Below are 18,053 nucleotides of genomic sequence, written 5' to 3' on the forward strand. Positions count from 1 at the left end.
CTCCTAACCAAACCAGCCATGGACGAACCAGCTTTGCTGGTTGTCCCGGTAGACCCAGGCCAGTTGCCCGCTGGCAAGGCGGGCAATGTAATAATCCCGCATCACCCGGGCGCCATCCCACCAACCCCCGCTGATGCGCTCGGGGCTGCTGAGCCAGGCCTCCGGTGTGGTGTCCAGGGGGAGGGGGTGTGGCAACAGCCACAGAGGGCGCAGGGGCAGGTGTGCCGAAGCCCTGCCATAGCCTTGGTGCCCGGTGGCCAGGCTGCGGGCGCTCCAGGCTCGTTCCGGCCGGTGATCCGCCGCCGGGGCCAGGTGACTGAGGGCCTGTTCCCCCAGGCGGGCCTGCAGTCGGCTGACCAGGGTATGCCAGGCTTCGCCGGGATCGGTGGCTTCCCCCAGCAGGTCCGTGTGGGGCGCGGTCCGGCGGTCCAGGAAGCGGGTGACTTTCAGTTCCAGGGTTTCCACCGGTGCCTGCAAAGGGTGCTGCTCCAGCCGAATCCTGAGCAGGCTCAGAAAGGCGTCCGCCCGGTGCTCGGGGCCGGTGGTGCGCACCCGCAGGCGGCTGGGCTCCCGCCGGTAATGGTGGAGTATCAGCAACAGACTGTCGGCGTCCTGCTGGCGCCATTGCAGGTCACTTTCCAGTTCCGACAGCATGCGTTGCAGGGCGAACAGCAGGCCCTGGGCTTTCTCCACGGGCAGGGCGAAATCAGCCCGTTGCTGGAAGTGGTGGGGTGGCTGCCAACTGGTCTGCGGGTCCGGTCGCTGCCCCTGGAGCCGCTGGACATAGGCCAGGGTTTCCGGTGCCAGGCGTCGGGCCAGTTCCGGGGCCGGCAGCCGGAAGACCTGGCCCAGGGTGGTCAGACCCAGGCGGGTCAGGCGTTGCAGGGTGCGTTCATCAAAGCCGGCGTGGGCCAGGGGGAGTGCCTTGAGCTGATCAAGCATGTGCGATGCCTCCCCGGTACAGCATTGGACCCCGGCCCGGGCCAGCAGGCGGGCCGACAGGGGGGTTGTGCCGGTGGTCAGGGTGGCGTTCAGCCGTCGCTCGTCCAGGGCCTGCTGGAGTTGTTGCCGCAGTGTTTCCAGGTCACCGTACAGTCGCTGCACGCTGGCGGCCTCCGCCAACAGGCCGTCCGGTGGGTGCAGGGTGATCCGGTCCATATAGCGATACAGCCAGTGGGCCTGTTGCTCCAATATCTCGCCCTGGCGGGCATCGTCGGCGTGGACCATGACCAGTTCCGGAGCCAGGTTGAGAGCGGTCTTCAGGGCCATACCCGGCTGGACGCCCAGCTCCCTGGCCCGGGGACAGGCCTGCAACACCTGCCGGGTGCCATGGGACAGCACGGCCAGTGGCCCGGTATCGTGCCTGGAGCGGGCTATATGATCCAGCAGCAGGTGCCGGAAATGCAGGTATAGCCAGGTCATGGCTTACCCCTGTGCGGATCCGTCAGGCCAGGGCCCGTGGATAACCGTGGCGGAGGGCTCCCGGTCGGCCTGTCCCGCCCGGGCCTGCAGGGGCAGGGTGCAGCCCTCGCCGGGCCAGCTTCCCCGGCGTTTGAGGATGTTGATCCGCAGGGCCAGCGAAGGATCGGGTGCCAGTTCCAGACGCAGGGCGGCCGGGGAACTCTGGTGGGCCTCCCGGCGGGACTGGAACAGGATGCAACTGCTCTGGCCGGCTTCGGCAGCCAGTTGCAGTCGGCGGATGTCCCGGGCAGCCAGGGTGCCCGGCCAGGCCAGGACCAGACCGGTGATGGTGGAGCGCAGGCAGTTTTCCAGGGTCCATAGCAGATCCGGGTGGGATTCGGTCCGCACCACCACCAACTGATCCAGGTCGATATCTTCACGGGCCAGGGCAGGGGCGTAGGGGGTCAGGGGGGGATTGATCCAGAACACCGCCTGCTTACGGTGGGTTACCTGGCGCAGCAGGGGCAGTACCAGTTGCAGTTCACCGATCCCGGGAGCATCCAGCAGGCATTCGCTGAGGGCTCCCCGGGGCCATCCAAGGCCGCCGAGCTGCTCATCCAGGGCATCGAACCCGGTGGGATCCGGAGCGGGTGCGGTTGTCTTCTGGTGGTGTCCGTGCCACAGACGGGCATCCGTGAACAGGGTGTTCAGCAGGTCATTCATGGTTCAATCCGATACTGTTTAAATGTACAGTATTATGAACCCGGGAGGATTTCAACAGTGGTGCCGACCTGTTACGGTGAAGATGAACCGAACGGAACGCACAGACATAGGGAGACACTAAAATGATTGCACTGGAAAAAGAGCAATGTGAAGCCTGCCGGGCTGATGCGCCGACCGTCACCCCGGAAGAGCAGGATACCCTGATGAAGGACGTGCCCGATTGGGAAGTCATCAAGGTGGATGGGGTCAACCAGTTACGCCGGGAGTTCCGCTTCCGTAATTTCGTCCAGGCCCAGGCCTTCACCAACCGGGTAGCGGACCTGGCAGAGGAAGAGGGGCATCATCCAGCCATCCTGCTGGAGTTTGGCAAGGCGACGGTGCGCTGGTGGACCCACAAGATCCATGGCCTGCACCGTAACGACTTCATCATGGCGGCGAGGACCGACAAGCTGTTCGAGGAGTAGTCAGGGGACCAGCAACACCGGGTGGCGGCTTTCCCGTACGACGGTTTCTGCGGTGTGCCCGAGGGGAAACTGGTCCTCGGGCGTGCTGCCGCGCTTGCCGATCAGGGTCAGTGCTGGCTGGCTGTCCCTGATCAGCGTCAGTAGCTCACGGGACGGATGCCCGGTGAGGATCCTGGCATGGACCGAGGCCTTGCTGTTGGCGATATCGTGAACCAGCCTGTCCACCTCGTCGGCCTCCGGAGGGGCGTCATCCGGACGCACCCAGACCACCCGGCCTTCCTGGCCATCGCCTGTCAGCCCCCGGAACAGATCCTCGCAACGGCGGGCGTTCCCGGAACCGTCGGTGGCCAGGAACACTGGTGAATGCGGGGAGGAAGGTTGTGCCTCAACCGGCAGTATCAGTAAGGGACGCCGCGTCATACGGGCCAGGTTCATGGTGATATTACCCCTGAACAGTTCGCGACCGGCGGAGTGATGGGTGCTGCAGCAGATAACACCATCGGCCTGGTGGTGGCGGGCCAGCTCCAGTACACAGGAGGCCACGAACCCATGACGGACCTCATAGTCGGTATCCACCTGCCACTGTTCGGCATACTGCCTGGCAAGATCCCTCAGTTTGCTCTCCACGGCGCTGTCGCTGTCCCGAATATCTTTTCGGGTGTGGGGTTCAATCACATAGGTGAGCGTCAGCCTCCTGGTCCCAAGTCGCTCCAGCAAGGGGGGCAACTGCTTGATGGCCTGTTCCCAGTTGTCGGAATAATCAACGGTCAGAATCAGATGGCTCAGCATATCCAGCACGCTCCTTGGAAGCATCATCAGATGGTCATGGGAAAGGCCTGATACGGCATTAAGGACGCTTTCAGGGACTTCCTGATACAAAGCTAGCACATTGTGGTGACGGCGCTATTCAGGAAACTTCCAGGGGCTTGCTCGATCCGGGCAGGGCGCTGAAACCCTCCGCCAACAGCTGGGGGTCGATATGGAAGCGGACGCCTTCACTGGTTCTGAGCAGTCCGGATGGCATGATGCCCATCATGCTGTGAAAAGTATTGGAAAAATGGGCCAGGTCGGAAAATCCCGAAGCCACGGCAGCCTGGGTGAAGGTCTGGCCATTGGCGATGGCCAGTGTGGTGGCGTGCATGCGGTGCCATTGCCGATAGCGACCGGCGGAGATGCCAAGGTACTGGCGGAACAGCTGGATCACCCGGGGCACTGAGAGGTTGACCGTGGCCGCCAGGTCTTCCGTGGTGATGTTCTGGGTTCGCCCTCCCCGGATCATGCTGATGGCCCGGACAACCCTGGGGTCGACGCCGGTCGGGTCCAGCCGGTTGGTGTCCGGCACCCCCAGCTTCACGAGGGTGCCCAGCACCGCCTGGGGAGACAGGGATGCTCCCAGGATATGCCGCGCCAGGGACACCAGGTGATCTTCACCGGATAGGGACCAGAGGATATCGCAGGTCCTGTGGACCGCGGTTCCGGACAGGGCAGCGAAGTCGTGCTGGAACGGATCAAGAAACAGCACCATGACGGATGGGCTGTCACTCTCGACCCAGATGGGCAGGCCGGGCCTGACCAGACAGCAGCGGGTATCCACCGCTTCGTCGGCATGGGTCTGTCGATGTACCCGCAGGTTGCTTTCCACACCGACCAGCAGGGCTGCACTGCCGTAGCTGCGGTAGCGCGGTGCCAGGCTGGGGCCGGCGTAAAGTACGCGGTTATCCCAGATATAGATGTGAGTGGGCACACGGTCGGCCGGAGATTGCACGGGGTTCCCTCCGTGGGATGCAAGTCTTTCCAAACTCCCTGAGAAGCCCCTGAACAACGGGGCCTGGGCGCGAGACGATGTTCAGCGCCTGTCAGTGGCTTTCTGTCATCCCTATATCCTACCCGGTATTGGCTGGAAGTGAGGTCATATCGGCGTGACCAAGTGCTCAGATGGTACCGAATTATCATTGCGCACAAATGATGCGGTCATGACCACGGGTATCCTGCGGGTTCCAGTTCAGGGGCGGCTCCGGTCCGCTCCTTATGCAGTATGGACGATGCATAACGCAAACAGGGTAGCCAGGGAGCAGTAGGTTGCCTTCAGGGAGAGTTCAATGGAGAGTTCCAATGAATAAGAACATCAGGCGACCGCTTATGAATAGGCGGGCCTCGGCATGTCGTTACTATCTGTCCGGCCTGGCCCTGGCCATGGCTGCCGTCAATGCGCCGGCGGCGGTCCTTTTCGAGGAGAATTTCTCGGATGGCCTTGGCGCCTTTACCGACCAGGGCCGCGTCTACAATATGACCGCGGGTGAGGTGTCCATGCGTGGTGGCGGGTCTACCGAGACCCGGGTCCGTTCCGGCCCCATCGCGATCAATGGCGCCAGTGACCTGACCCTGTCCTTCTACAGGGACATTTCAGGGTTTGACAGCGGTGAGTCACTGACAGCCTTTGTGTCCAGCGACGGCAGCACCTTCCAGTCCATCCAGTCCGTCAGCAGCGGATCCGGCGTGGTGACCGTGGATATCAGTGATGTGGCCGATGGTCAGGACCAGGTATACCTGCAATTCGCCATCAATGCGTCCAGTTTCTTCGAACGGGCGGGCCTGGGCAGCATCCTGCTTGAGGGCGATGCATCGGATAATCCGGACGATCCGGATGACCCCGATGACCCGGACGATCCCGATGATCCGGACAACCCCGGCGGTGATGATGAGCCCATGCCTGAAGCCGGGGATTTCGTCACCTTCGAATCCGGGCATGTGCGCCCCATGGCCCTGTCGTCTGACGGCAACCGCCTCTACGTGGTGAATACGCCGGACAACACCGTGCAGGTGTTCGATGTATCCGGTGCCTCCCCCACCCCGGTGGAAACCATTCCGGTGGGCCTGGAGCCGGTCTCCGTGACCCTGCGTAACGACGGTGAGCTGTGGGTGGTCAACCACCTGTCCGACAGTGTCAGCATCGTTGACGTATCCGGTACCACCGCCCGGATCAGGAATACGCTGCTGGTGGGTGACGAGCCCCGGGACATCGTCTTTGCCGGTAATAACGACCAGTGGGCCTTCATTACCGCTGCCCACCGTGGTCAGAACGTGCCGTTCGATCCCGAGTTGACCACGCCGGGTGTCGGTCGTGCTGATGTCTGGGTGTTCGATGCCGGTAATCCCGGTTTCCAGCTTGGCGGCGAGCCCGTCACCATCCTCAATATGTTTGGCGACACCCTGCGCGGCCTGGCCCGCAGCCCGGATGGCACCACGGTGTATACCGCCGTATTCAACTCCGGTAACCGGACCACGGTCCTGGATGAGGAAATTCCCGATGGCGGTCTGGACAAACCTGGTCCGCAGGTTGCCGCGGATGGTACCGAGCAACCCCGTACCGGCATGATCGTGCAGTTTGACGGTCAGGACTGGATGGGACCCGGTGATCCCGTCAATGGCGATGCCCCCCAGGCCTGGAACGATCTGGTCAAGCTCGAACTGCCGGACTACGACGTGTTCGAGATCGACACCACCGGTTCCGTGCCCCGTGTGGCCTCCCGCACCAGTGGCGTGGGTACCACGCTGTTTAACCTGGCGGTCAACCCGAGCAACGGCAATGTGTACGTTTCCAACCAGGAAGCGAACAACCTGACCCGTTTCGAAGGCCCTGGCCTGGCCTCCACCACCGTGAATGGCAACTTCGTGCAAAGTCGGATCACTGTGGTAGACGGCAATAATGCCTTGCCGCGTCACCTGAACAAGCACATCGACTATACCACCGAACCTGGCAACGGAACCGCCAGCGAGAAGGAGCGTGCTGTCGCCATTCCGTTGCAGATGGCGGTGTCGTCTGATGGCGAGGACCTGTTCATGGCATCCATGGGTTCCAGCAAGCTGGTACGCTATGACACCGGTGCCCTGGAGAACGACAGCTTCCAGCCCAATACCAACGACCAGCTGGTTGTCAGCGGTGGCGGTGCCACCGGGGTGGTACTGGATGAGGCTCGTGGCCGTGCCTTCGTGACCACCCGCTTCGACAACGGCGTGTCAGTGGTGGATATCGACGGCACCATGAGCGAGCTGGCCCATGTCACCATGGACAATCCGGAACCGCAGAAAGTGGTCGAGGGTCGCCGGTTCCTGTACGACGCCACCTACACCTCCAGTCGGGGTGATTCCTCCTGCGCAGGTTGTCACGTGTTCGGGGACATGGACCACCTGTCCTGGGACCTGGGTAACCCGGATATCGCCTCCGAGGACAATCCCAACGAGTACAACGAGAACGTTCCTGCATTTGGCCGCAACCTGACCTTCCACGCCATGAAGGGACCCATGGCCACCCAGAGTCTGCGTGGCCTGAAAGGCAATGGCCCCATGCACTGGCGGGGCGACCGTACCGGTGAGGACCGGGCGCCTGGCGAAAGCCTCGAAATGGCCGCCTTCAAGGAGTTTAACGAGGCCTTCCCGGGTCTTGTGGGTCGTTCCTCCGAACTGACGGATGCGGAAATGACCAGCTTCGCGGAGTTCGCGCTGGAACTGACCTATCCGCCCAATCCGGTTGCGGCCCTGGACAACAGCCTGAGTCCACGATTGCAGGAGGCCCTGGAGGTCTACAACACCATCAATTCCGATTTCGTGACCAACTGTAATGGTTGCCATGTGCTGGATGCGGATCAGGGCATGTTCGGTACCGATGGCACCATGTCCATTGAGGGTGGTGATGTTGACGAGGACATGAAGATCCCGCACTTGCGAAACATGTACCAGAAGGTTGGCATGTTCACCAAGAATGGTGCCGATCGTCCGGAAACCGGTCCCCAGATCCGTGGCTTCGGTTACGACAACCAGGGGGCATCCGGTTCCATCGACAACTTCCTGAGTGCTCCGGTATTCCTCCTGCTGGGTGAAGAGAATCGCCTGATGGTCCAGGACCTGGCCCTGGCATTCCCGTCGGAAATGAATCCCATCGTGGGTCAGCAGGTGACCCTGAACCCGGACAACCGCAACCGAGCGGACGTACAGGCTCGTCTGGACCTGCTGATTGAGCGGGCCCTGGTGACCGATCCACGTCCTGAGTGCGACCTGGTAGCCACGGCGGTACTTGATGGCCAGACCAGACGTTGGGTGTTCAACGCCAACGAGAAGTTTGTGCCGGGTGACCGTGCCACGCCGTCCCTGTCCCGCAGTGAGCTGCTGTCCCAGGTGAACGACGAGGACACTTCGGTGACCTTTACCTGCACGCCTCCGGGCAGCGGTGTTCGCAACGTGGCAAGCAACTGATCCGTCGGTTGCCTTGTTGTCAGGCTACGGCCTGAAGAACAAAACCCCGGCCTGCGAGCCGGGGTTTTTTGTGTTCTGCCAGGTGATATAGAACGTTTATTCAGTATTCCTGCCCGATTATTTCGGTATCTTCCTGCATGTCATCCCAGGCGCGGTTAAGGTCCTCGACCATCCTGTCGGTGCCCGGTGCCTTTTCCGAGAAGACCAGTGTCAGGGGCCAATCCAGGAGGTTGTCATACTGAAGGTCGGGCAGGGGGTTGTCCTGGAGCAGGTCGTCCATGGGGGACTGGAAGTTGATAAGGTAGTCGCCACGTTCGAATGCCAGCATCCGGATGGCAGAGAGGTGACTTGGGGCAATCGTGACCTGGGTGTCCGGGTCTTCCTTCAGAGAGTCCAGTAGGCGCCAGTAGGTATAGCCCCGGATCAGGATCAGGCTTTTACCCTGGAGATCTTCAATGGAGGAAATTCGGGCCGCATCCTCCCGGGAGTAGGCGTTGAGCCGGATGCTGCCGGTATGAAAATCGGTTTCCCGGGTGTAGGGGCCCAGCTCGGGAACGCCGGCCGACCCGAGCCACATATCGATGTCGCCGTGTTCCAGATACAGGTAGACCCGCTCTATGGGGAGCTCCTGCCAGGTGATATGGTATCCGGCCCGGTCGGCGACAGCCTCGGACAGGTCAATGAAGGTGCCTTCCACCTCTCCGGTGTCCGTAGTGTAGGCCAGTGGCGGGAACTCGATGAAGGCTCCACGAATAACCGGGCGATCCTCAGCGTTCGCTGCATGGGACGGGAAGCTGGCCAGTGTCGCGGCGAGCGACATGGCGCCTATGGTGCGACGAAGCATGCTCATGAGCGGATCTTTGTACTTGGAATTATTGTGCGGTTTGCATGGCGAACTTACTTGAGTTTGTAAATTATCGGGAAGCAGAAGCATGACAGCAGACTATCTGCGAAAGCGGACCGGGTTTCCGGTCTTTGATGAGATTACAACACGATGGGCGGACAATGACCTCTATGGGCATGTCAATAATGTGACCTATTACGCCTGGTTTGACAGCAGTGTGAACCGTTACCTGATTGAGCAGGGCGGCCTCGACATTCATAACGGTCAGACAATTGCCTATGTGGTGAATTCCTCCTGCGACTATTTCAGTCCCATCGCCTATCCGGAAAGGGTGGAGGCCGGGCTGCGGGTGGAAAGGCTCGGGAACAGTTCGGTGGTGTATAACATCGGTATTTTCCGCCAGGGGGAGGAGGAGGCCTGCGCCGTGGGCCGCTTTGTCCATGTTTTCGTGGACCGGAAAACCGATCGCCCGGCGCCGATTCCGGACCAGATCCGGCAGGCCCTGTCGAAACTGGTCCGGGAAACGGACGGGGCAGGCTAGTAACCGCGGGCGCTGGACGTACTTCTACGAGGATCCGCGGCGCCCCACAGCTGCCCGTTATCGTCGACCTGGATGCTCTGGATGGCGCCCATGGCGGCCCGGGGCCTGACGGTGTGCCCCATGCTCTCCAGCAGGTCAATGGTGTCCGGGCTGATGCCCTGCTCGATACGGATTTCGTCCGGCAGCCACTGGTGATGGATGCGGGGCGCCGACACTGCCGACTGGATGTTCAGGTCATGGTCGACCACATTCATGATCACCTGCAGGGTGGTAGTGATTATACGGGAGCCGCCAGGACTGCCGGTCACCAGGACATTCCTGCCGTCCTTACGCAGGATGGTGGGAGACATTGAACTGAGCATGCGCTTGTCAGGCTCGATACGGTTGGCTTCGCCGCCGATCAGGCCGTAGGCATTGGGAACACCGGGCTTGGCGCTGAAGTCGTCCATCTCGTTATTCAGCAGGAAGCCGGCGCCGGCCACGGTAATACCTGAGCCGTAGCTGAAGTTTATGGTGTAAGTGTTTGAAACGGCGTTGCCCCACTGGTCCACGATGGAAAAGTGAGTGGTCTCGTTGCTTTCATAGGGCTGTGGCTTGCCGGGGGCGATCTGTTCAGAGGGCGTCGCTTCATGGCGATCGATTCCATTCCTGAGGTGCTCCGCATAGGCCTTGCTGGTCAGTCCTTCCAGCGGTACCTCGACAAAATCCGTATCTCCCAGGTATTCGGAACGGTCGGCATAGGCCCGTTTCATGGCCTCGGCCATCAGGTGAATGGTCTGTGCCGAGTTATGGCCATAGTCGCCCATGGGGTAGCCTTCAAGGATATTCAGTATCTGGACGATATGGGTGCCGCCGCTGCTGGGTGGTGACATGGAGAAGACCTCGTGGCCACGATAGGTGCCCATGACCGGTTCGCGGATAACCGGCCTGTAGCCAGCCAGGTCCTCCAGGGTGATCAGGCCGCCGCCACGCTCCATTTCGTCGACGATCAGGCGGGCGGTTTCTCCTTCGTAGAAATCCTCGATACCGTGGTCGGCAATACGCTGCAGGGTGGCTGCCAGTTCCGGCTGGCGGAAGACCTCGCCGGGCTGGGGCGCGCTGCCATCCTCCCGGTAGAAGGTGGCCCGGGTGGCGGGCCAGGGCTGCAGTCTGTCGCGGGCCTGTTCCAGGCCTTCGGTGAAGCGGTGGGGTACCTCGAAGCCGTCCCGGGCCAGGGCAATGGCCGGCGCCAGAGCCTCAGCCAGGGGGATGGTGCCGTATTCCTCCAGGGCCAGGGCAAGTCCCGCCACCGTTCCCGGTACGCCCGAGGCCAGGTGGCTGAAGCGGCTGCGCTGTGGCACCACATTGCCATCACTGTCCTGGAACATGGTCCGGGTGGCCACCGCCGGGGCTGTTTCCCGGTAATCGATGGCTTTCACCGGGCTGCCATCTCCCGGCGCCACCAGCATGAAACCGCCGCCACCGATATTGCCGGAGCGGGGCTGGGTCACTGCCAGGGCAAAGCCGGCGGTCACCGCGGCATCCACGGCATTACCTCCGTCCTTCAGGACCTCCAGGGCCACTTCGGTCGCCTTGTGATGACTGGTGGCCACCATGGCCTGGTCGCCGGGCACAGGGTGCTGACGTTCTCCCTCGAGGATGGCCTGGGCGTTGCAGTACCCTGACAGCAAGGTCAGCAGGACCAGCCAGGGGAGGCAGTATTGCCGGGGGCGTTGCATGGGGGTGCTCCTTTTGGTTGGTGGCGCGGTCGTCGGAAACGGCTGCTGCACCTTCGTTCCAGCGCCGGTTTAGGCTATGATAGCCGGTCATTTTTCCATACGGGGGCCGGTCGTGAATTCGTCCGGTTTTCCGTTTTCTCCAGTTCCCTTATAGGACAGGTTCATGGAACACACATACCGTCTGGTGATTTCCTGCCCGGACCGGGTGGGTATTGTGGCAAAAGTCAGTAACTTCTTGTCCACCTACAATGGCTGGATCACCGAAGCCAGCCACCATTCCGACAATCAGGCTGGCTGGTTCTTCATGCGTCATGAGATCAAGGCCAGCTCCATTCCTTTCGGCCTGGATCAGTTCCGTACCGCCTTCGAGCCCATCGCCCGGGAATTCGAGATGAGCTGGCATATTGCCGACTCGGCCCAGCCCAAGAAAGTGGTGCTCATGTGCAGCAAGGAGTCCCATTGTGTGGCCGACCTGCTGTATCGCTGGCACAGCGGCGAGCTTAACGTGGATATCGCGGCCGTAATCTCCAACCATGAGGACCTGCGCCGAATGGTTGAGTGGCATGAGATTCCGTACCACTGTATCCCGGTCAGCAAGGAGAACAAGGCTGAGGCCTTTGCCGAGATCGACGGCCTGTTCCAGTCCTATGAAGCGGATGTGATCGTGCTGGCGCGCTACATGCAGATCCTGCCTGCCGAAGTGTGCGAGAAATACAGCGGTAAGGTGATCAATATCCACCATTCGTTCCTGCCGTCCTTTGCCGGTGCCCGGCCCTACCACCAGGCCTACAGCCGGGGTGTAAAGCTGATTGGCGCCACCTGCCATTACGTGACCCAGGACCTGGATGAAGGCCCCATCATCGAGCAGGATGTGATCCGCATCAGCCACAGCGATGCCATCGAGGACATGGTGCGACTGGGCAAGGATGTGGAAAAGAATGTCCTGGCCCGTGGCCTGCGCGCCCATGTCGAGGACCGGGTCATTACCTACGAAAACAAGACCGTGGTTTTTGACTGAGCCGACTACCTGATTGTGGTAGTATCGATCGCTTAAACAACACGACTTCCAGCAAATTCAAAGGAACCATTCTCGATGGGTGAGTTAGCCAAAGAGATCCTGCCGGTCAATATCGAAGACGAGCTCAAACAGTCGTACCTGGACTACGCCATGAGCGTCATTATCGGCCGGGCGCTTCCCGATGTCCGTGATGGCCTCAAGCCGGTACACCGGCGTGTTCTGTTCGCCATGTCCGAGCTGGGCAACGACTGGAACAAGCCGTACAAGAAGTCCGCCCGTGTGGTGGGTGATGTGATCGGTAAATACCATCCCCACGGGGACTCCGCGGTCTACGACACCATCGTGCGCATGGCGCAGCCGTTCTCCCTGCGTTATCCGCTGGTGGACGGGCAGGGCAACTTCGGTTCCATCGATGGCGATAACGCAGCGGCCATGCGTTACACCGAGATCCGCATGGAAAAGCTCGCCCAGGCACTGCTGGCGGACCTGGACAAGGAAACGGTGGACTACGTCGACAACTACGACGGCACCGAGCGAATTCCGGATGTCCTGCCAACGCGGGTGCCGAACCTGCTGGTCAATGGTTCCTCCGGGATTGCGGTGGGTATGGCCACCAACATTCCGCCCCATAACCTGACGGAGGTGGTCAGCGGCTGCCTGGCGCTGATCGACAACCCGGACACCACCGTCGACGAGTTGATGGAGATCATCCCGGGACCGGACTTCCCCACCGAGGGCATCATCAACGGCCGTGCCGGCATCGTCGAGGCCTACCGCACCGGTCGCGGTCGCATCTATATCCGTGCCCGCCACGAGATCGAGACCGACAAGAAGACCGGGCGCGACGCCATCATCATCACCGAGCTGCCATACCAGCTCAACAAGGCCCGCCTGATCGAGAAGATTGCCGAGCTGGTGAAGGAAAAGCGCCTGGAAGGCATCACCGAGCTGCGGGACGAGTCCAACAAGGAAGGCATCCGGGTGGTGATCGAGCTGCGTCGGGGCGAGAACCCGGACGTTATCGTCAACAACCTGTTTGCCCAGACCCAACTGGAAACCGTGTTCGGCATCAACATGGTGGCGCTGCTCAACGGTGAGCCCAAGATCCTCAACCTGAAGGAAATGCTGGAAGCCTTCGTGCGCCACCGCCGGGAAGTGGTCACCCGCCGCACCATCTACGAGCTGCGCAAGGCCCGGGAGCGGGGGCATATCCTGGAAGGTCTTACCGTTGCCCTGGCCAACATCGACGAGATCATTGAGCTGATCAAGGCTTCGCCGTCCGCCGCCGAAGCCAAGGAAAAGCTGATGGACAAGGGCTGGTCGCCCGGCGATGTACTGGCCATGCTGGAGCGGGCGGGCAAGGATGCCTGTCGCCCGGATGACCTGCCGGAAATCTATGGCCTGCGTGACAATCTCTATCACCTGTCACCGGAACAGGCCCAGGCGATCCTCGACTTGCGCCTGCACCGCCTGACCGGCCTGGAGACCGAGAAGCTCCAGAACGAATACAGGGAGATTATCGAGAAGATCGCCGACCTGCTGGACATTCTCGGCAACCCGGAGCGCCTGCTGCAGGTGATCCGTGACGAGCTGGCGGCCATCGTTGACGAATACGGCGACGAGCGCCGTACCGAGATTATCAGCTCCCGCCGTGACCTGACGGTGGCGGACCTGATCGACGAGGAAGACCTGGTGGTGACCATCTCCCACGGTGGTTATGCCAAGACCCAGGCGGTGGAGGACTACCAGGCCCAGCGTCGGGGTGGTCGGGGTAAGGCCGCCACGTCCATGAAGGACGAGGATTTCATCGAAAAGCTGTTGGTGGCGAATTCCCACGATACCATCCTGTGCTTCTCCAACCGCGGTAAGGTCTACTGGCTGCGGGTGTTCGAGATTCCCCGGGGCAGTCGTGGTTCCCGTGGTCGTCCGATGGTGAATATCCTGCCGCTGGACGAAGGGGAGCGTATCACCACCTTCCTGCCGGTACGGGACTACCCGGAAGATCATTACGTACTGATGGCGACCTCCAACGGCGTGGTCAAGAAGACACCGCTGCCGAACTTCTCCCGCCCCCGTTCCAACGGCCTGATCGCTCTGAACCTGGATGAGGGCGATGCCCTGATCGGTGCGGCCATCACCCAGGGCGACTCCGAGGTGATGCTGTTCTCCACCGCCGGCAAGGCGGTACGCTTCAATGAGGAAGCCGTGCGGCCCATGAGCCGGACCGCCCGTGGTGTGCGTGGTATCCGGATGCCGGAAGGGCATCATGTGGTATCGCTGATCATTCCCCAGGAAGGCGGCGTTATCCTCACGGCCAGTGAGAATGGCTACGGCAAGCGCACGACGTTTGATGAGTTTCCCGCCTACAGTCGTGGCAGCCAGGGCGTGATTGCCATGCAGTGTTCCGAGCGTAACGGCAACCTGGTGACGGCACTGCAGCTGTTCGATGGCGACGAGATGATGCTGATCTCCGACAAGGGCACCCTGGTGCGTACCCGCACCGACGAAGTGTCTGTTCTCAGCAGGAACACCCAGGGTGTCCGCCTGATTCGGCTGACCCAGGAAGACGAGCGTCTGGTGGGCGTGGAACGGATCGCCGAGAGCGATGACGAGGAAGCCGAGGAAGCAGAAGCCGGTGAGGAGTCCGGTGAGGAAAGTGGCAACAACGACAGCAATGGGGACGCCGCCGATGAGTAGGGCGTACAACTTCTGCGCCGGCCCGGCCACCCTGCCGGAGCCTGTGCTGCGGCAGGCACGGGACGAAATGCTGGACTGGCGGGGCACCGGCATGTCGGTGATGGAAATGAGCCATCGCAGCGACGAGTTCGTGGAAATCGCCGAAACCGCTGAGAAGGACCTGCGTGAACTGGCAGGTATTTCAGAAGATTACAGCGTACTCTTCATGCAGGGTGGAGCTTCCAGTCAGTTTGCCACCGTGCCCCTGAACCTGCTGGGCGACGGGGGCCGGGCGGACTACATCAATACCGGCATCTGGTCGAAGAAGGCCATTGCCGAAGCCAGCCGTTACGCGGATGTAAACGTGGCGGCCAGCAGCGAGGACAGTGGTTTCACCACCGTCCCCCTGCAGGAGACCTGGAACACCAGAGCCGATGCCGCTTACCTCCACTACACCCCGAACGAGACTATCGGCGGGCTGGAGTATGATTTCATTCCGGACAGCGGCGATGTCCCCCTGGTGGCGGACCTGTCCTCCACCATCCTCTCCCGGTCACTGGATGTGTCGAAGTTCGGCCTGATCTACGCCGGTGCCCAGAAGAACATCGGCCCATCGGGCCTGGTGGTGGTGATCATCCGCAAGGACCTGCTGGGCAAGGCACGGCCGGAAACGCCAACCATGATGAACTACCAGGTGATTTCCGATAACGGCTCCATGTACAACACCCCGGCAACCTACTCCTGGTATTTGGCCGGGCTGGTGTTCAAGTGGCTGAAAGAGCAGGGCGGTGTCGCGGCCATGGAGCAGCTCAACCGCCGCAAGTCGACCAGACTCTATGACTTCATCGACCGTAGCGACTTCTACGCCAACCCCATCGATCCCCGGTTCCGCTCCTGGATGAACGTGCCGTTTACCCTGGCGGACGATGGCCTGAACAGCACCTTCCTGAAGGGAGCCGAGGCCCGGGGGCTGCTGAATCTCAAGGGGCACCGCAGTGTGGGCGGCATGCGCGCCAGCATCTACAACGCCATGCCGGAAGCGGGCGTAGATGCCCTGATCGACTATATGGCCGGATTTGTGAAGGAGCATGGCTGACCATGAGTGACGAGCAGACCCGGTTGGCTGAGCTCCGGGACCGGATCGACAGCCTCGACCAGCAGATCATGGACCTGATCAGCGAGCGGGCGACATGTGCCCAGGAAGTGGCCCATGTGAAGACCTCCGCCAACCCGGGCGAGGACGTCTTCTTCTACCGTCCGGAACGGGAAGCCCAGGTGCTGCGCCGCATCAAGGAATCCAATCCTGGCCCGCTGGCGGATGAGGAAATGGCTCGTCTGTTCCGGGAGATCATGTCCGCCTGCCTGGCCCTGGAGCAGCCCATGCGGATTGCCTTCCTGGGGCCGGCCGGCACCTTCACCCAGGCGGCGGCGCTCAAGCATTTCGGCCACTCCGTGATCTCCGTGCCCATGCCTGCCATCGACGCGGTGTTCCGGGAGGTGGAGTCCGGCGCCGCCCAGTACGGCGTGGTGCCGGTGGAGAACTCCACCGAAGGCATGATCAACCACACCCTGGACATGTTCATGTCGTCACCGCTGAAGATCTGCGGTGAGGTGCAGTTGCGCATCCATCACCACCTGATGCGCTCGCCGGACAGCGGCGACCAGCCGTTGACCCGTATCTACTCGCACCAGCAGTCCTTCGCCCAGTGCCGTCAGTGGCTGGACGCCCACCAGTACGGCGTGGAACGGGTCACGGTCAGTAGCAATGCCGAGGCGGCCCGGCGAGCCGCCAGCGAGCCCGGCACCGCCGCCATTGCCGGCGATATGGCCGCGGAACTCTACGGGCTCGACATTATGGCCGGCAAGATCGAGGACCGGCCGGACAATACCACCCGGTTCCTGATTGTCGGTCGTGAGGCGGTCGGCCTCAGCGGGCAGGACAAGACTTCAATCCTGGTATCCATGCGCAATCGTCCCGGTGCCCTGTACCAGTTGCTGGAGCCGTTCCACCGGGCCGGTATCAGCCTGACCCGGATCGAGACCCGGCCATCACCCAGCGGCACCTGGGCCTATGTGTTCTACATTGATTTTGAAGGCCATATGGACGATGCCCCCATCAGCAAGCTGCTGGAGGACCTGGAAGAGGACGCGGTTGAACTCAAGCGACTGGGGTCCTACCCCGCCGGTGTGCTCTAGTGTCCCGTGCGGTTAATTCGCTGATCAGTTGCCGTACAACAGGAAACCCTGGCACGGAAACCCGGAGGATTTGGACATGTCGATCGACTATCAGTCACTGGCGGTGGAAGGCGTACAGGGCCTGACCCCCTACCAGCCAGGAAAGCCCATCGAGGAACTGGCCCGTGAATACGGCCTGGAGCCTGACAGTATCGTCAAGCTGGCCAGCAACGAGAACCCGCTGGGGCCCAGTCCGATGGCGCTGGATGCAGCGCGGGAGGCCCTGGAGGAGATGTGCCGCTACCCGGATGGCAACGCCTTTGGTCTCAAGCAGGCGCTGTCACGATACCTGGAAGTGGCGCCCAGTCAGCTAACCCTGGGCAATGGCTCCAACGACGTCCTGGAAGTGATTGCCCGCTGCTTTGCCGCGCCCGGTGCTGAGGTGATTTACTCCCAGCATGCGTTTGCCGTCTACCCCCTGGTGACCCTGGCAATTGGCGCCAAGGGTGTAGAAGTGCCGGCCAGGAACTGGGGCCACGACCTGAAGGCCATGGCCGATGCGGTCACCGACCGAACCCGCTTGATCTTTGTGGCCAATCCCAACAATCCCACCGGCACCGTCGAGGGCGAAAAGGCCATCAGGGCCTTCCTGGAGCGGGTACCCCGCCGGGTCCTGGTGGTACTGGATGAGGCCTACTGTGAATACCTGACCGGGGATGACGACGATGCGGATGGCATCGGCCTGTTGCGGGAATACCCCAACCTGATCGTTACCCGCACCTTCTCCAAGGCCTGGGGGCTGGCGGCCCTGCGGGTGGGCTATGCGGTGTCCTCACCTTCGATAGCCGATATCCTCAACCGGGTTCGTCAGCCGTTCAATGTGGACACGGTGGCCCAGGCGGCGGCGACGGCGGTACTGGGCGATCTGGAGTACCTGGAGCGTTCCCGGGAGGTGAACCGCAAGGGGCTGGCCCAGCTTGAGGCAGGCTTCTCGGAGCTGGGGCTGGACTGGATTCCGTCCGCCGGCAACTTCATTGCCGTGGACGTGGGCGACAATGCCCAGGACGTGTTTGAAGGGCTGTTGCAGCAGGGCGTCATCGTGCGACCGGTGGCCGGTTATGGCATGCCCCGGCACCTGCGGGTCACCGTTGGCCTCCAGGAGGAGAACGAACGCTTTCTGGATGCCCTGAAATGGACACTGGGCAGGCGGGGAGCCTGATGTGACGGAACCTCGGGCGCAAGG

14 protein-coding genes are annotated in these 18,053 nt (G+C 61.8%); 8 read left to right on the forward strand and 6 right to left on the reverse strand.

The window, feature by feature from the left end; translation table 11 throughout:
* Positions 1–3: 3 nt before the first annotated feature.
* Both ACJO2E_RS14000 and imuA read right to left on the reverse strand, forming a co-directional pair.
* Positions 4–1,422 (reverse strand): Y-family DNA polymerase, encoded by a 1,419-nt coding sequence (locus ACJO2E_RS14000; protein ID WP_406964623.1) that lies wholly within the window; start codon positions 1,420–1,422, stop codon positions 4–6.
* Between the two features lie 3 nt (positions 1,423–1,425).
* Positions 1,426–2,124 carry a translesion DNA synthesis-associated protein ImuA gene (gene imuA, locus ACJO2E_RS14005; protein ID WP_406964625.1) on the reverse strand — a complete coding sequence of 233 codons (699 nt, stop codon included), beginning with the start codon at positions 2,122–2,124 and terminating at the stop codon, positions 1,426–1,428.
* A gap of 122 nt (positions 2,125–2,246) precedes the next feature.
* On the opposite strand from imuA, the gene ACJO2E_RS14010 reads away from it, so the two are divergent.
* Positions 2,247–2,588, forward strand: a complete 342-nt coding sequence (locus ACJO2E_RS14010; RefSeq protein ID WP_406964626.1) for a 4a-hydroxytetrahydrobiopterin dehydratase — start codon at positions 2,247–2,249, stop codon at positions 2,586–2,588.
* Here ACJO2E_RS14010 and ACJO2E_RS14015 read toward each other — a convergent pair whose 3' ends face one another.
* Together ACJO2E_RS14015 and ACJO2E_RS14020 are read right to left on the reverse strand one after the other, a co-directional pair.
* The gene (locus tag ACJO2E_RS14015) at positions 2,589–3,377 is read right to left on the reverse strand and encodes a universal stress protein (RefSeq protein WP_406964628.1); all 789 of its coding nucleotides are present in this window, start codon (positions 3,375–3,377) and stop codon (positions 2,589–2,591) included.
* A gap of 118 nt (positions 3,378–3,495) precedes the next feature.
* Complete coding sequence (locus tag ACJO2E_RS14020; RefSeq protein WP_406964629.1) at positions 3,496–4,353, reverse strand: helix-turn-helix domain-containing protein; 858 nt, start codon at positions 4,351–4,353, stop codon at positions 3,496–3,498.
* Positions 4,354–4,727: 374 nt separating this feature from the next.
* On the opposite strand from ACJO2E_RS14020, the gene ACJO2E_RS14025 reads away from it, so the two are divergent.
* Positions 4,728–7,838, forward strand: a complete 3,111-nt coding sequence (locus ACJO2E_RS14025) for a hypothetical protein (protein WP_406964630.1) — start codon at positions 4,728–4,730, stop codon at positions 7,836–7,838.
* Between the two features lie 100 nt (positions 7,839–7,938).
* Here ACJO2E_RS14025 and ACJO2E_RS14030 read toward each other — a convergent pair whose 3' ends face one another.
* Positions 7,939–8,688 carry a substrate-binding periplasmic protein gene (locus tag ACJO2E_RS14030; RefSeq protein WP_406964631.1) on the reverse strand — a complete coding sequence of 250 codons (750 nt, stop codon included), beginning with the start codon at positions 8,686–8,688 and terminating at the stop codon, positions 7,939–7,941.
* A gap of 82 nt (positions 8,689–8,770) precedes the next feature.
* Here ACJO2E_RS14030 and ACJO2E_RS14035 point away from each other — a divergent pair, with 82 nt between their 5' ends.
* Complete coding sequence (locus ACJO2E_RS14035; RefSeq protein WP_406964633.1) at positions 8,771–9,223, forward strand: acyl-CoA thioesterase; 453 nt, start codon at positions 8,771–8,773, stop codon at positions 9,221–9,223.
* Here the strand turns inward: ACJO2E_RS14035 and ggt are convergent.
* Positions 9,220–10,941 carry a gamma-glutamyltransferase gene (ggt, locus tag ACJO2E_RS14040; RefSeq protein WP_406964635.1) on the reverse strand — a complete coding sequence of 574 codons (1,722 nt, stop codon included), beginning with the start codon at positions 10,939–10,941 and terminating at the stop codon, positions 9,220–9,222. The genes ACJO2E_RS14035 and ggt overlap by 4 nt on opposite strands.
* 163 nt (positions 10,942–11,104) lie before the next feature.
* Here ggt and purU point away from each other — a divergent pair, with 163 nt between their 5' ends.
* From purU to hisC, 5 genes are all read left to right on the forward strand, one after another.
* Positions 11,105–11,959: a formyltetrahydrofolate deformylase gene (gene purU, locus ACJO2E_RS14045; protein WP_406964636.1), complete on the forward strand. Its 855-nt coding sequence runs from the start codon at positions 11,105–11,107 to the stop codon at positions 11,957–11,959.
* Between the two features lie 75 nt (positions 11,960–12,034).
* Complete coding sequence (gene gyrA / locus ACJO2E_RS14050; RefSeq protein WP_406964637.1) at positions 12,035–14,656, forward strand: DNA gyrase subunit A; 2,622 nt, start codon at positions 12,035–12,037, stop codon at positions 14,654–14,656.
* A complete protein-coding gene (serC, locus tag ACJO2E_RS14055; protein WP_406964638.1) occupies positions 14,649–15,731 on the forward strand; it encodes a 3-phosphoserine/phosphohydroxythreonine transaminase in 1,083 nt (360 codons plus the stop codon). Before gyrA ends, serC begins: the two co-directional genes overlap by 8 nt.
* A gap of 2 nt (positions 15,732–15,733) precedes the next feature.
* Positions 15,734–16,831, forward strand: coding sequence for a prephenate dehydratase (gene pheA / locus ACJO2E_RS14060; RefSeq protein WP_406964640.1), 1,098 nt, complete (start codon positions 15,734–15,736; stop codon positions 16,829–16,831).
* 76 nt (positions 16,832–16,907) lie between these two features.
* The gene (gene hisC, locus ACJO2E_RS14065) at positions 16,908–18,029 is read left to right on the forward strand and encodes a histidinol-phosphate transaminase (RefSeq protein WP_406964641.1); all 1,122 of its coding nucleotides are present in this window, start codon (positions 16,908–16,910) and stop codon (positions 18,027–18,029) included.
* The last annotated feature ends 24 nt before the right edge of the window (positions 18,030–18,053 follow it).

The organism is Marinobacter shunpengi (assembly GCF_045449695.1).
GTDB lineage: Bacteria > Pseudomonadota > Gammaproteobacteria > Pseudomonadales > Oleiphilaceae > Marinobacter.